Origin of the sequence: Vibrio brasiliensis LMG 20546 (genome assembly GCF_000189255.1) — a bacterium.
GTDB classification, from domain to species: Bacteria; Pseudomonadota; Gammaproteobacteria; order Enterobacterales; family Vibrionaceae; genus Vibrio; species Vibrio brasiliensis.
In genome coordinates, this window is the sequence record NZ_AEVS01000019.1 from 15,708 (window position 1) to 29,714 (window position 14,007).

11 protein-coding genes are annotated in these 14,007 nt (G+C 47.6%); 5 read left to right on the top strand and 6 right to left on the bottom strand.

The window, feature by feature from the left end:
* The gene (locus RH46_RS04165) at positions 1–840 is read right to left on the bottom strand and encodes a helix-turn-helix domain-containing protein (RefSeq protein ID WP_006878155.1); all 840 of its coding nucleotides are present in this window, start codon (positions 838–840) and stop codon (positions 1–3) included.
* Positions 841–1,221: 381 nt separating this feature from the next.
* Between RH46_RS04165 and RH46_RS04170 the strand changes: the two genes are divergently transcribed.
* The 5 genes from RH46_RS04170 (at position 1,222) to RH46_RS04190 (ending at position 8,411) form a co-directional block, all read left to right on the top strand.
* Positions 1,222–3,123, top strand: coding sequence for a PTS fructose transporter subunit IIABC (locus tag RH46_RS04170; protein WP_006878156.1), 1,902 nt, complete (start codon positions 1,222–1,224; stop codon positions 3,121–3,123).
* A gap of 67 nt (positions 3,124–3,190) precedes the next feature.
* Entirely contained in the window at positions 3,191–4,408 is a 1,218-nt protein-coding gene (gene manA / locus RH46_RS04175) for a mannose-6-phosphate isomerase, class I (protein WP_006878157.1), read from the top strand.
* A gap of 256 nt (positions 4,409–4,664) precedes the next feature.
* A complete protein-coding gene (locus RH46_RS04180) occupies positions 4,665–5,105 on the top strand; it encodes a PTS sugar transporter subunit IIA (RefSeq protein ID WP_006878158.1) in 441 nt (146 codons plus the stop codon).
* Positions 5,106–5,117: 12 nt separating this feature from the next.
* Complete coding sequence (locus RH46_RS04185) at positions 5,118–6,518, top strand: PTS fructose transporter subunit IIBC (protein WP_006878159.1); 1,401 nt, start codon at positions 5,118–5,120, stop codon at positions 6,516–6,518.
* Positions 6,519–6,791: 273 nt separating this feature from the next.
* Positions 6,792–8,411: a methyl-accepting chemotaxis protein gene (locus RH46_RS04190; protein WP_040895127.1), complete on the top strand. Its 1,620-nt coding sequence runs from the start codon at positions 6,792–6,794 to the stop codon at positions 8,409–8,411.
* A 144-nt stretch (positions 8,412–8,555) separates the two neighbouring features.
* On the opposite strand, the gene RH46_RS04195 is transcribed toward RH46_RS04190, so the two are convergent.
* From RH46_RS04195 to pnuC, 5 genes are all read right to left on the bottom strand, one after another.
* Positions 8,556–9,305 (bottom strand): substrate-binding periplasmic protein, encoded by a 750-nt coding sequence (locus tag RH46_RS04195; protein ID WP_040895130.1) that lies wholly within the window; start codon positions 9,303–9,305, stop codon positions 8,556–8,558.
* Positions 9,306–9,419: 114 nt separating this feature from the next.
* A complete protein-coding gene (locus RH46_RS04200; protein ID WP_006878162.1) occupies positions 9,420–11,156 on the bottom strand; it encodes a methyl-accepting chemotaxis protein in 1,737 nt (578 codons plus the stop codon).
* A gap of 166 nt (positions 11,157–11,322) precedes the next feature.
* Positions 11,323–12,003, bottom strand: coding sequence for a Crp/Fnr family transcriptional regulator (locus RH46_RS04205; protein WP_006878163.1), 681 nt, complete (start codon positions 12,001–12,003; stop codon positions 11,323–11,325).
* A gap of 117 nt (positions 12,004–12,120) precedes the next feature.
* On the bottom strand, positions 12,121–12,846 hold the full coding sequence (locus RH46_RS04210) for a nucleoside phosphorylase (protein WP_006878164.1): 726 nt from the start codon (positions 12,844–12,846) through the stop codon (positions 12,121–12,123).
* 4 nt (positions 12,847–12,850) lie between these two features.
* Positions 12,851–13,588: a nicotinamide riboside transporter PnuC gene (gene pnuC / locus RH46_RS04215; RefSeq protein WP_006878165.1), complete on the bottom strand. Its 738-nt coding sequence runs from the start codon at positions 13,586–13,588 to the stop codon at positions 12,851–12,853.
* Positions 13,589–14,007 lie beyond the last annotated feature (419 nt).

Sequence of the window (14,007 nt, forward strand, 5' to 3'; positions counted from 1 at the left end):
CTAAATCGAGCCTCGATAATCTGACGGGGTTCTGCCAGTACGATTCTTAAATACCCGACAAAAATAGTTCACATCTTTAAATCCACAGCGCACCGACACTTCATTCAGTTTGAAATTGTACTTTTTGAGCATGAACTTAGCGCGATCTATCCGTACCCAGGTGATGTAATCCGCTAAGGTCATATGACCCTGTTGGCGGAACAGTCTCGATAAGTGATTGGATGAAATACTAAAGCGCGACGCAATGCTGTCACGGGTGATCTGACGATGGAAGTTCTCCTGAATATAGATACAGATACCCTGATAGAGATCCTGAACCCGGTTGTGTGATGCTTCGGCTGGTGCCTCGAGCATGGTTTTGCAGTACTGCAAAAGCGCTTGCAACAGCAATTCGTCCATTGGCTTTTTGATGTTTTCGCGTGCCAGTGAACTTAATGCTTCGAGAATATTATCGATCGCAAAGCCCGAGCGGGTTTGCAGACTGTGTTTCTGAATATCGTAAAAGCCCTGTTCGCCTTTACGCTTGCTGACTAAACTCAGCCCCAACTGACGGCGACCAAACAGAATACTCAGCACGGAGCAATCAGTATCCCAGTCAGGTTTATTCCAACAGTTTGGCGGAATAAATATCGCGTCTCCGGCTTTGGCAACAATCTGACTGACCTTACGTTGATGATCTTCCATCTCATTGATGTACTCGCCATCCAGCACAAGCTCCAGACGTGGAAAGTTAACCTGATAACTGCACTCAGGCGGGGTATGAAAGTCTCCGGCAAACCATATGTTATGGAACGGCTCACGTTCATTTAATACCGAACAAATTAGATCTTGAAACACCATAGTTAAGGCTCTCGCTAGACAGCGTCTCTATTAACGCGCTTTTACTACGCGCACAGGTATACCCTGTGTTGCCCATTTACGCTATTGAGCAAAATCACACTTCCATATTGATGATACAAAAATCCAGCAATAGCAATAAATTTCCAGTATTCACATCTAAACAAACATCCAAAACAACAAGAAAAATCACCATTAAATAATTGTTTTAAAAGAATTTAAGCAAGTCAAATAATCATCAATTTCGTGATAACAGGCGATCAAAATCACATCACGAAAATACAGTTACAATCGTCTAGTAAATGCATTTTTTCTTCACTACAGCACTTGCTCGTCGCCTTTCACAATACCCCTAGTACAACAATAAAATGATAGGGGTTCCTAATGATCACCAAACTCATCAATGAGAATTTGATTGCGCTCGATCTTAAAGCGCAGTCCAAAGAAGAGGTTTTTAACGAGCTAATCGAGACACTGTATGCACAGGGTCGAATTTCAGACAAAGAGCAGTTTCTTGCTGATATCAAAGCGCGTGAAGAACTAGGCAATACAGGTTTTGAAGAAGGCGTTGCACTGCCACACGCTAAGAGTGCTGCGGTTATTGAACCTGCAGTGGTTATCGGCGTACATAAAACTGGTATCGACTACGGCGCTGAAGATGGTCTGCCGTCAAAGCTGTTCTTTATGATTGCGTCGCCAGACGGCGGTGACAATCACCATATCGAAGTCTTGGCTGAACTCTCTTCCAAGCTGATTGAACCAGGCTTTATTGAACAATTTCTTAATGCACCGGATAACCATGCGGCGCTACAACTTCTATTAACAAAACAGCCTGAAGCCGAATCTAGCCCGGCAGCGACGAAAGGTCTGATTATCGGTGTGACTGGCTGTCCTGCCGGCGTTGCTCATACTTACCTGGCAGCAGAAGCGCTTGAGAAAGGCGCAGCAAAACTGGGCTACCAAGTAAAAGTTGAAACCAACGGCTCAATCGGGGTTAAGAACAGTCCAACTGAAGAAGAGATCGCTCGCGCTGAAGCGATTGTGGTTGCCTGTGACAAGCAGGTCGATATGGCACGTTTCGCTGGTAAACGTGTAATTAAAACCAATGTTAAAGCCCCTATCCGTGACGCTGAAGGACTGATTCAACAAGCGCTGTCTGCTCCAGCTTATCAGGCAGAGCAAGTGGCATCGAATCAGTCGGTGGCGGACAAAGCCTCTCAGGCTCGTTCTGACCTGTACCGCTACCTGATGAACGGTGTATCACACATGATCCCGTTTGTCGTGACAGGTGGTCTGTTGATCGCTCTTGCACTGGCGATTGGCGGTGAGCCAAGTGAAGCAGGCATGGCCATTCCTGCGGGCAGCATGTGGAACCAGATCCTTGAAGTGGGTGTGGTTGCCTTCACGCTGATGATACCTATTCTTGCTGGTTACATTGCTTATGCGATTGCTGACCGCCCTGCACTTGCTCCTGGCCTGATTGGTGGCTGGATTGCTAACAACGGTTCATTCTACGGCGCTGAAGCGGGGACTGGTTTTATCGGTGCTATCGTTGCTGGTCTGCTTGTCGGTTACTTCGTTAAGTTCATTACTTCAATCAACTACCACAAATTCATCCAGCCGCTTGTGCCTATCATGATCGCTCCGATCACGGGTTCACTGTTTATCGCTGGTCTGTTTATCTTTGTCATCGGCGCACCAATCGCAGGACTAATGGATGGCCTGACTGCAATGCTTACCAGCATGAGCACAGGTAACGTCGTTCTGTTAGGTATCGTACTTGGTGGTATGGCTGGCTTCGATATGGGTGGTCCATTCAACAAGGTCGCATTCCTATTCTCTGTCGGCATGATTGCCAGCGGTCAGACCCAATTTATGGGCGCGATGGCGTGTGCAATCCCGGTAGCTCCGCTTGGTATGGCTATCGCAACAGCCGTTGGCCGTAAGTTCGACCTGTTCGAATCCTCTGAAATCGAAGCAGGTAAAGCGGCAGGCGCAATGGGTCTGGTGGGTATCTCTGAAGGTGCAATCCCATTTGCCGCTCAGGATCCGATGTCGGTTATCCCGGCGAACGTACTTGGCTCTATGGTCGCAGCAGTAATGGCGTTCTCATTCGGCATCACCAACAGCGTGGCTCACGGTGGTCCGGTTGTGGCACTACTGGGTGCGATGAACTTCCCGATGCTTGCTCTGCTATCAATGGCAACGGGCGCAGGTGTTACTGCAATCACTTGTATTGCGCTTAAAAACCTACGCAAAGCCAAGCTAACAGCAGCAACAGCTTAAACCGCTCTCCCCCTTATGGCTTGAGTGGTTTAACCCTCAAGCCATGCTTTATTTCATGGTGACTCCGATGTCTGATTTTTCTATTTCGAATGACTCTCTTGTTCGACACGTCTTCTACCCTATGACTAACGTAATCCAGAACTACGCATGGGGTAGCCGTTCTTCTTTTGCTCAGCTATTTGGTATCGCTAACCAGAGCGGAGAGCCACAAGCTGAGATCTGGATGGGCGCCCACCCAAATGGTTGCTCTACCGTCAATACGCAAGGTCAGGAAACTAAGCTCTCAAGCCTGATTTCGCAGAACTTAAGCCTGTTTCTGAGTGATAAAATTGCCAAACGCTTTGGTGAGCTACCGTATCTGTTCAAAGTGTTAGCCGCTGAAAAGGCACTGTCAATTCAGGTCCACCCAAACAAACATCAGGCCGAGCGCGGTTATCAGTCTGAAGAGCAGCAAGGGGTGCCACTCACTGCTGGTAATCGTAACTACAAAGATCCTAACCACAAGCCTGAACTGGTTTACGCGCTGACTGACTACACAGCGATGAACGGCTTCAGACCGATCAGTGAAATCCTGGCTCACTTTAACTACCTCGATATTCCTGAACTGGGTTCATTGGTCAACGATCTGGCAGGCGATCAGACACCAAATGGCTTAGCGAGCTTTTTCTCCGGTTTATTATCACTGCAAGGTGAACAGAAAGAAGTGGCGTTGATGATGCTGATCATGAAGGCCAAGCTGTCACCAACACCGCTGTTTAACCTGATCACAGAGCTTGAAGAACAATACCCAGGTGACGTAGGTCTGTTTGCTCCATTGATTCTTAATGTCATTGCCCTTAAACCAGGTCAGGCAATGTATCTGGATGCAGAAACACCACACGCCTACATCAAGGGGACAGGTCTTGAGATCATGGCCAACTCAGACAACGTGCTGCGCGCTGGCCTGACTCCGAAGTATATGGACGTTAATGAGCTGGTCTCTTGCACCAAATTCAATGAGAAACCCATCGACCGACTGCTTCTACAGCCACTTGAGCAAGATGGCGTATTGGAGTATCCAATCCCAGTGGAAGACTTTAAGTTTGCTATCCTTAGCAACTCCCAGCAGCGCAAAATCAAAACCGAGGGTGCCGAGATCCTGCTGCCTTTAGATGGGGCAATGACGCTGACCCATCAGTGCGGGGAAACCTGCATAATCGACAAAGGTCAGTCGGTATTTATTCCAGCCTATGCAGACTGCTACACGGTGGACTGTGAAGGTCGTGTAGCGCGTGCCTATAGTTAAGTAAAAATGTAACCCAGCATAACCTTAAAGTGCCTCGCGATTGCGGGGCATTTTTGTTTTCAATCATGTTCAACCATCTGTATCCATTGATATTTATGACCCAAATCACAAGACAGGCGCTGACAAATAATGACGCTAATCACAGTTAGATTTGCTGGATACAAATGTACAGTGAAAGGCTTTTTTTTTGCTATTTCGCCACTTGCCACAATCCATTAATTTTAACTCAGAAGTTCAATAATGATTGAGTTAAAAAATGATCACAAAACTAACTAACGTCAGCCTAATTAACGACAACCTTCAGGCGAATAATAAACAACAAGTGTTTGAGGAGTTGGCGCAAATGTTATTAGACGACCAGCGCATTAATAATAAGCAAGCCTTCCTGGATGACATCCAGACTCGCGAGTCGCAAAGCATTACTTCCATGGACGGCATTGCCTACCCTCACGCCAAAAGTCAGGCGGTCACAGAACCAGCCATCGCTGTTGGCGTAAAGCGTGAAGGTATCGACTACGGTGACGAAGACGGTATCAAACCAACGGTATTCTTTATGATCGCTTCACCGGACAACGGTGCTGATCACCATATTTATGTTCTACAAGAATTATTTGGAAAATTCAGCGATGAATTTATTCAAGATATTCACAACGCAAAAGACCAACAACAAATCCTCGATATTTTAATCAATTCATAAGGCGTAGTAATTATGAGTACCCTAACAGCTCAAGCTACAAATAATAGCGACTTTAAAAAACTACTCAGTACCATGAAAGGTCACCTTTTATTCGGTACTTCTCACATGCTGCCATTTATCGTAGCCGGTGGTGTACTACTGGCACTGGCAGTAATGGCATCGGGTAAAGGTGCCGTTCCTGCTGATGGTCTGCTGGCAGATATCTCTAACATCGGTATTAAAGGTCTGGTCCTGTTCCCAATCATTCTTGGTGGCTTTATCGGTTACTCAATTGCCGACAAACCAGCACTTGCTCCAGCGATGATCTCATCTGGCATCATGGCAGACATGGGCGGCGGCTTCTTAGGCTGTATCGTGGCAGGTTTTATCGCCGGTGGTGTGGTGTTCCAACTTAAAAAGATCCCTCTTTCAGCCAACATGACCGCGCTAGGTGCTTACTTTATCTACCCACTGATTGGTACGCTGGTTTCTGCTGGTATCGTACTTTGGGGTATCGGTGAGCCAATTAAGATCTTCATGGCATCAATGAATGAGTTCCTGGCATCAATGGCTGGCGCATCTAAAGTGGTACTGGGTACCATTCTTGGTGGTATGACAGCGTTCGATATGGGTGGTCCAATCAACAAAGTGGCAACGCTGTTCGCTCAGACTCAGGTAGACACTCAACCATGGCTAATGGGTGGTGTTGGTATCGCGATCTGTACTCCACCACTAGGTATGGCACTGGCAACCTTCCTGTTTAAGAAGAAATTCACTAAGCAAGAACAAGAAGCAGGTAAAGCAGCGGCTATCATGGGTTCAATCGGTATCTCTGAAGGTGCTATCCCATTCGCAGCAAACGACCCAATGCGTGTTCTTCCATCAATCGTTGCCGGTGGTATCGTTGGCTGTGTGTTTGGCTTCCTGACTGACGTATTGCTTCACGCACCATGGGGCGGCCTGATCACAGCACCTGTATCAAGCAACATTCCAATGTACGTGGTAGGTATCGCACTAGGCTCTTTGACTACCGCTCTGATTGTGGGCTTCTGGAAGCCAGTCGCAGAAGAAGAAGCTGAAGAAACAGCAACCGAAGCAGCTCCTGCACAAGCTCAAGCGGCTCCTGTAGTTGGTGAAGGTGAATACGACATCGTAGCGGTAACCTGTTGTCCATCAGGCGTAGCTCACACCTTTATGGCAGCTAAAGCACTTGAGAAAGCAGGCGCAGCAGCAGGCATCAAGATTAAGGTAGAGACCCAGGGGCAAAACGGTATTCAGAACCGCATCACTGACCTCGACGTAGCCAATGCGAAACTGGTTATTCTCGCTCATGACATTCAGGTCAAAGATGCACAGCGCTTTGCCAATGCCAACGTGATTGAATGCTCAACCAAAGAAGCAATGAAGAAAGCCGCAGAGCTGATTCAACACTGATTCAGTCCATAGCGAACAAAGACCCCGGCGATATGCTGGGGTCTTTTGCTTTTAAAGATTATCTCGCCACTATTGCCACAAAAATCCAGGCTAAAACACCTAACCCTTAAGTATTAGCATGATCAAATGCACTTTATTGTTGTGCAACACGATGTACCCATTAAAAACATGAGGTTAATCAAACCCTGTTGGTACAAAGTTGATACAGTCTGTGCGACATCAACGTCAGTAAGTATGTCAGGTCAAAAGGTCTATAAATCTAAAGGGTTCGCTATGAAACTCAGTAATCTCTCAATTAAATCGAAGCTCGCTTCGATAGTCGTCTTATCGGCTGTTCTTATTGCTATGGCTTGCGCCTACAATCTTATTCAACAACGCAACTCTTCAATGCAAGAGCGCGAGAGTAAACTCAGCGCTCAGGTCGAAGCGGTAGTTAGCTTAGCGCAACATTATTACGACCAGCGTCAGGTACTGGGTAACGACAACGCTAAACAGCAGGCACTCAAAGCGATTGAAGCGCTGCGTTACGACAGCAACAACTACTTCTGGATTCTTAATCAGGATTTAACCGTTGTTCAGCACCCTCTCAAACCTAACCTAAATGGTAAAAGTGCCGAGAACTTTCAGGATGGTAGCGGTAAATACCACTGGCGCGAGATGGTGACTATCTCTAAGACTCCGGCACAAAAAGGCTTCCTTGAATATCAATGGAAGAGTCCTGATGGTGGGCTAAAAGATAAAATATCTTACGTGCAGCTGTTCCCCGAATGGAACTGGATTATCGGCTCCGGCATCATGGTGTCTGATATTCAGGATGCCTTCTATGCTTTAGCGGTGAAAGAAGCGATTGTTGCCTCGTTGCTCTCTGCACTGCTATTCGGCTTGGGATACATGATTTCCAACAACATTCTTATTCCGCTGCACCGGCTGATCGACCACACCCATATGATTGCGGATGGTGACTTGCGTGTACGCATGAACATGAAACGCAAAGACGAACTGGGCGATATGAGTAATCAGATCGATAAGATGATGGACAAGCTCCAGTCGACCCTGCGCACAGCCAACGAATCAGCCGCTCAATCCAGCACGATGGCGAGCCATATCGCCCAGGCGAGTGAAGAAGCCGCGACCAGCGTTAACTCGCAACATGCTCAGCTTGAACTGCTCTCGACAGCAATGACCGAGATGAGTGCAACTATCTCAGACGTCGCGAACAACGCGGAAAACACCTCAGAAAGCACCAATAAAGTGGTCGCCCATGCCCACAACAACGACGAGACAATGAAACGCACCTCTGCGTCGATTGCTCATGTCTCTGACAACATCTCTGTTGCTAATGAGCTGGTGCGTGACCTACAAGCGGGCGTGGAAGAGATCAGCAACGTGGTTGGTGTGATTCGGGATGTCTCTGAGCAAACTAACCTACTGGCGCTGAACGCAGCGATTGAAGCGGCACGAGCAGGCGAACAAGGGCGCGGCTTTGCAGTCGTGGCTGACGAAGTACGTAACCTTGCCAGCCGCACTCAGAACTCAACCAACGAAGTTCAGCAGACTATCGAGAAGCTAACCCGTCAGGCTGAGAAAACCTTCGCCGCAATGCAGACCAGCAATGACAACGTTGAGCAGAGCGTTAAAGCCTCTGAAGATACTCGTAAACAGCTCGACTTAATCGTCGATGAAATGCAGAACGCGAACGATATGGTGGCGCAAATCGCTGCGGCATCTGAACAACAAAGCGCAGTTGCCACCGAGATGAACGAGAACGTCACTGGCATCCATCTGGCAGCTAATGAAGTACTGCAGGCGTCCCAGTCTCTCGCAGAAGACAGCCAGCTTATGGCCAACACTGCCGAGCACCTCACCGCTCAACTGAAATACTTTAAGGTTTGATAAACAGCCTTGAGAAACAAAAACGCCATCCACCAGGATGGCGTTTTTTATCACTGAGACCCAATCTCAGCGAACAATTTTAAGGTGTCTGTCCCTTCAATTTATGATGTCTGTCCCTTTAATTCCTTTAATTTTTAACAAAGGCTATTTGTACTCACCTCTGATTGACGCCTCACGATACGCGTCCAACTTGCCTTCCGCTTTGAGTTTTGCCAATCCTCGATTGAAGGCATCAACTAACTCTTGTGAACGAGGCGATTTCTTAGAAATGATCACGAAGTAATCTCGCGCTGACAGTGTTTTAGCGTTGGGTTCAATCTTGTCGGTTAAGTTGAGCTTGGTGATGGTTTCCATACCCACATCCATATCCTCCAACACGATGTCGAGGCGACCGGCACTTAGCTTCTTATAATTGTTTTCCGCACTGGCGATACGCTGGATGTTGAGTTGTCCGGCTTTCTCCATATCTTCGACCCCATAGGCATAGCCTGTTACGCCGCCGATTTTGAAGTTTTTGAGGTCTTCTTTGCTACTCCAGCTTACGGGATTACTCTTTTGTTGGAACAAACCAGTACTCAATGTAATAACAGAGTCGGTGTAATTAAAAAATTGTTCTCTATCCGGGTTTTTACTCCAAATCAACGAGCCATCAAATTTGCCAGCCTTGGACTCCTCAAAGCCTCGTTTCCATGGCATGTAAGTAAATTCCACCTGATAGCCTTCTGCTTCGAATGCCTCTTTCACGATTTGGGTGATAAAACCGCCGTTCTTAAGTGTTTTGGATTGATAGGGCGCCCATTCACCGTTGGCAAGCTTGACTGTGTTAGCCTGAGCGAAACTGATAAAAAGTAGAGAAGCGGCCAGATATAAAAAGGTTTTAACTACGCTGCGCATTTTGTCTTCCTTACAGATACAAATAGACTCATCAAAAGCATAGTTGCTGATAAAAATATCACCAGAAACAAAAACGCCACCCAATCGGATGGCGCTATTATTACTGATTACCTATTACTGAACTTTAAACTTACCCACCAGCTGAGATAAGTCGACCGAAGTGTGGCGCAGCTCTTCGCAGACGGTATGCGTCTCGCCCGCGTTGCTGTTGAGCTGACGGACAATTTCCTGAATCGCGGCCATGTTGGTACTCACCTCGCCAGTGACCTGACTCTGCTGCATCGCAGAAGTCGCAATCAGGGTATTGAGGTCATTCATCTCAATCACCGCATTGGTCACCTGGTTCAGTGACTCCATAACCTGAGTCGTATTGGATGCCGTTTGCTCGCAGCTTTGTCGCGTGGCATCCATCTCACTCATTACGCTATCGGTTGTATTGCGAAGCTTAGCCAGCATCTCATTGATTTGCGATGTGCTGTCTTGAGTACGAGCAGCCAGCGCGCGAACCTCATCAGCCACCACTGCAAAACCGCGGCCCTGCTCACCTGCCCTGGCAGCCTCGATAGCAGCATTCAGCGCCAGCAAGTTGGTTTGCTCGGCAATCTCACCAATAACCTGTAATACGCTGCTGATTTGCTTGGTGTCTTCACTCATGGTGCTGGTCACCTGTGACATGGCAGATACCTGATTAACCAGAGCGTTCACACTGCCCACTGCGTTGTTGACCGTCTGTTTAGACTGCTCTGCAAACTGGTTAGTGGTCTCTGTCAGTTTGGCTGCGTTGTCGGCACTATCTGATATTGAGGCAGCGGTTGCACTTAGCTCTTCTATCGCGGTAATGGCCTGCTCAGTTTCTTGAGTATGCTGGTCCAGGGTTTTAGCGTTAGAAGCGGATTGCTCAGCAATGTTGTGCACTGCGCTATCAATCTCTTTTGCCGAGTGTGAAACATCAACAAACATGTGCTGAAGCTTTTCAATAAACTGGTTGATTGACTGAGAAATCACGCCAATCTCGTCTTTTCTCTCAACGCTTAAACGCTGAGTTAAATCACCATTGCCCTGAGAGAGATCGCCAACCACAGCTTGCAAACGCTGGAGTGGTTTAAACGAGTAGTTGATTAGCACAACGCTAACCACAATGATAATGGCCGCGCACACCAAGAGCGCCAGAGTGATCAGCCAGTTGAGCTTGTCGGTATTACTCTGAATATTATCTAAATCAATGTAGCCCACCAGCTGCCACGACTGGCCAGCAAACTCGATAGAGCGTTCAACCGGAGTCAGGTTATCGCCCTGCTTATTGCTGAAGATAGTCACATCACCTGCGACAAGCTCTGCAAAGCTACCCATAGCGGCATACTGGGAGATAATGTTGCCAAACTCGTTCAGCTCTAGTTTGAAGAAGTCAACCGATTCGTCGGCACGTTTAACCGAAAACACCATCACATAGCCAGAGTCACTCTTGGTTACCGGACTAATGGTCATTTCGTCCCCCTGAGACTCAGCAAGATCGATAAAGACCTGTGCATCTTCATCGGCCATATTGCCAGTATCATCAAACGCATAACCGTTAACGACCTTTACCACCTGAGCAAAACCACTGTTTTGTTTCGCCTCGGCGATATCCATCATGCTGAAATTGAGGCTCGACGCCAACGACAGTTTGTTGGCCAGCTCGGTCTCGAGTTTTTGCTTGGTGAGGTCGACGCTGTGGGTAATATTCTGGCTATCAGACTGTTGAATATAGCGACTGATAAAGTGGTTTACACTGAAGTATGAAGTAGCAATAGTGAGGGTGATTATTGCCACAATAAGCGCAATAATTTTGTTCTTGAATGACAGATTAGCCATAACACTTTACATCCTTAAAAGTGATTACGAGAAAGTACTACACTCCGGCAATACGCAAGCAAATTGTAAAGAGTTATTAGTCTAAAGTGAACACAATCCGCTAAAAATAAATAAGCTAAAACAATAAGCTATAGTTTTGGAAGTAAGGTCACAGCTGCACGCTCAACTACTCAGACGCATCAAGAAACGCTTTAAGTCCGGCTTCATCGACAATCTCAAGGCCCTGCTCGCCTTTAGTGATTAACCCTTTATCCATCAGCTCCTTGACCGCTCGACGATAAACACGTCCTGAAGTTCCGAATCGCTCGGCTTCTTGGTTAACTTTATCGAAGCCGCCTAACAAGGTATTGGCCTGCTTTTGCACCAGCAGATCGTAGGCAATGTTGTAGGCAATAGGGTGCAACAAACGGTTGGTGTAAATATCCAGCGAGTCCTGATAATCCTCAGCCAGTGCCGAAGCAAAAAAGAACATCATCTCGGGGTTTTGTTGCAGCACCTCGGTCAGCTTATGCAGGCAGATAATATCCACTTGCATCTGTTCATCTGCCACCACATTCCATTGGCAAGGCGTTTGGGTGAAAAACTCCATCTCGCCATAAATATGATAATCACAATCGGCTTCACCGAGTTGGAATCGACGGCCATTGGCGGCAATGATGCTCATCGAGACCCGGCCAACAGGCACGACATACAGGTGTTGGAGCGGTTGACCCTGACGAAGGATTTCTTCGCCACAATCAAAGTAGCGGCTGCCAATCTGACACTGATAAATCAGCTCACGAAACTGGGCACTCGTTTGATGTAAAAAACGGCTAAAACGTCCTGTCGGGTAAGGGCTTATTTTCACGTGGGTATCTCTTTCATCGCCACCATCTCTCATCAATTGTACTCGCTAGACCGACTTGAGAACAGCCAATAAAAAAGCGACACCAGGGTGTCGCTTTCCACATTAGCCTGCCGTTAACTAGGCAAGCAAGGCTTCAAGAGCGGCATAAGAAGCCAACCGCTCGCCAGCCATCATCACTTGCGCTTCGTCGACGTATTGGCCGACCCCTTCTTGTACATCTTGCTGATACAAGACGACATTATTCAGAATCGACGCCACATTAAGACCACGCAATCGACCGACTGTAAACAGAGCCGAGGTTTCCATATCGGCACCGAGGATGCCTTTGCGGTTCCAGTACTGGCAGAGCGCCTCTTCATCATCGGTGTAAAAACTGTCGTGAGAACGCACCACACCGACATGGTAACGAACATCTTGCCCGGCCAGGTAGTGATCTAACGCTTTCAATAACGGGAAACTCGCGTAAGCGGGATAAGCAGCATCCACATACGCCTTTGAGCCGCCTTCATCTCTTACTGCGCCTTCCGCCACAATCAGCTCACCCAGTTGAATGCCCTCTTGCATTGCGCCCGCAGAGCCAACTCGAATCACGTCTGTGACGCCACACAGTTTGAGCTCTTCCACCGCGATGATCATCGAAGGAGCGCCGATCCCTGTGCTGCAGACAGAGACTGGCTGACCCTGGTAACGGCCGGTAAATACACGGTACTCGCGGTTTTCCGCCACCAGCTCGGCATGATCAAACAAGGCGGCAATGCGGTTTGCTCTGTCTGGCTCACCGCAGACGATCACTCTTGGCGCGATTTGGCTGCTGTCTACGCCGATATGAGGTTGCTTGTTCATCGGCTTAACCTTGTGCGGTCGCTGGAGTGAAGCTCTTGTCGCCGTTGCGCTTGGCACTACGAGCCCACTCTCTGGTGCCATTTGCAGCAATGAACATCAGAATTGCGTATTGAACCGACATCGCGTAGACACCCTGAGTCGCGTAGATTCCGACACTGATGATGTTGATCACCACCCACAGAATCCAGTTTTCAACGTATTTACGCGTCATCAGAATTTGCGCCACAATCGATAGAACTGTCATGGTCGCATCCCAGAACGGGAACGCATCCGGTTCGAGTACTGGCTCAGACAACCCGGCACCAAATACATTCAGGCTATCTACCGCAATGTTGGCCAGAGCAAAGAAGAATGGGTCGATATACACTGTCAGCAGCGCAATCGCGACGACACACGCCGCGCCCGTTGCCAGCAGTTTTTGTTTGCTAAGCCAACGAACTGCAAGGGTTTCACCTTGTTCGTTTGGTCTGGTCCACGCATACCAGCCGTAGATGTTGGCGCAGAAAAAGAACAGCTGCAGCAACAGCAATCCGTAAAGCTGAATCTGGAAAAAGATCACGGCAAAAAGTGTTACGTTCAGCAAACCGAATAGGTAATTGATGGTTTTCTCCTGGCTGGCAAACCAAATACACAGCAGACCGAAAACCGTACCAAAGGCTTCGATCCAGCTCATTGCATAGCCATCACCAATCGGAATGTTAACTAGGGTGTTGTTTATATCTAACAGGGCAAACAGGTCCATTAAGATGTCCTTTATTATTGTGCTTGGGGTGCACTCATCTTAGGGTGCCACAGCAAACCACAGGGAGGACATTTGTCCCCCCTGCCATGTAGCTGATCATAAATCAGATCAATAGTGGCTTTAAAGTGGCAGATTTCTGTTGATCGCGCACGTCTTAAAGAACAAACGCTCTGTCGTAGACGCCATTTGATAAGCCTATGGTGGGTTTACCCTCCCCTTTCATACGAGAGGCTTTACACAATAGAAAAATCACGTGTTCAATCATCTATTCAGCTCTATTAGGAAAGCAAAAGAAGAGAAGGTAAGCATCGAGAGCTAAGCTAAATATCTGTATTGTATTATTTGGCAATAAATCCGAGAAGAAACTATTAAAAAATATTACATCAACTTCCAACCCATTATGGATCGAACCAAAATTA

What these genes read in the sequence shown, in the direction of transcription:
- RH46_RS04165 (WP_006878155.1), bottom strand. Translation starts at nt 840, where the DNA reads ATGGTGTTTCAAGATCTAATTTGTTCGGTATTAAATGAACGTGAGCCG.
- RH46_RS04170 (WP_006878156.1), top strand. Translation starts at nt 1,222, where the DNA reads ATGATCACCAAACTCATCAATGAGAATTTGATTGCGCTCGATCTTAAA.
- manA (WP_006878157.1), top strand. Translation starts at nt 3,191, where the DNA reads ATGTCTGATTTTTCTATTTCGAATGACTCTCTTGTTCGACACGTCTTC.
- RH46_RS04180 (WP_006878158.1), top strand. Translation starts at nt 4,665, where the DNA reads ATGATCACAAAACTAACTAACGTCAGCCTAATTAACGACAACCTTCAG.
- RH46_RS04185 (WP_006878159.1), top strand. Translation starts at nt 5,118, where the DNA reads ATGAGTACCCTAACAGCTCAAGCTACAAATAATAGCGACTTTAAAAAA.
- RH46_RS04190 (WP_040895127.1), top strand. Translation starts at nt 6,792, where the DNA reads ATGAAACTCAGTAATCTCTCAATTAAATCGAAGCTCGCTTCGATAGTC.
- RH46_RS04195 (WP_040895130.1), bottom strand. Translation starts at nt 9,305, where the DNA reads ATGCGCAGCGTAGTTAAAACCTTTTTATATCTGGCCGCTTCTCTACTT.
- RH46_RS04200 (WP_006878162.1), bottom strand. Translation starts at nt 11,156, where the DNA reads ATGGCTAATCTGTCATTCAAGAACAAAATTATTGCGCTTATTGTGGCA.
- RH46_RS04210 (WP_006878164.1), bottom strand. Translation starts at nt 12,846, where the DNA reads ATGAACAAGCAACCTCATATCGGCGTAGACAGCAGCCAAATCGCGCCA.
- pnuC (WP_006878165.1), bottom strand. Translation starts at nt 13,588, where the DNA reads ATGGACCTGTTTGCCCTGTTAGATATAAACAACACCCTAGTTAACATT.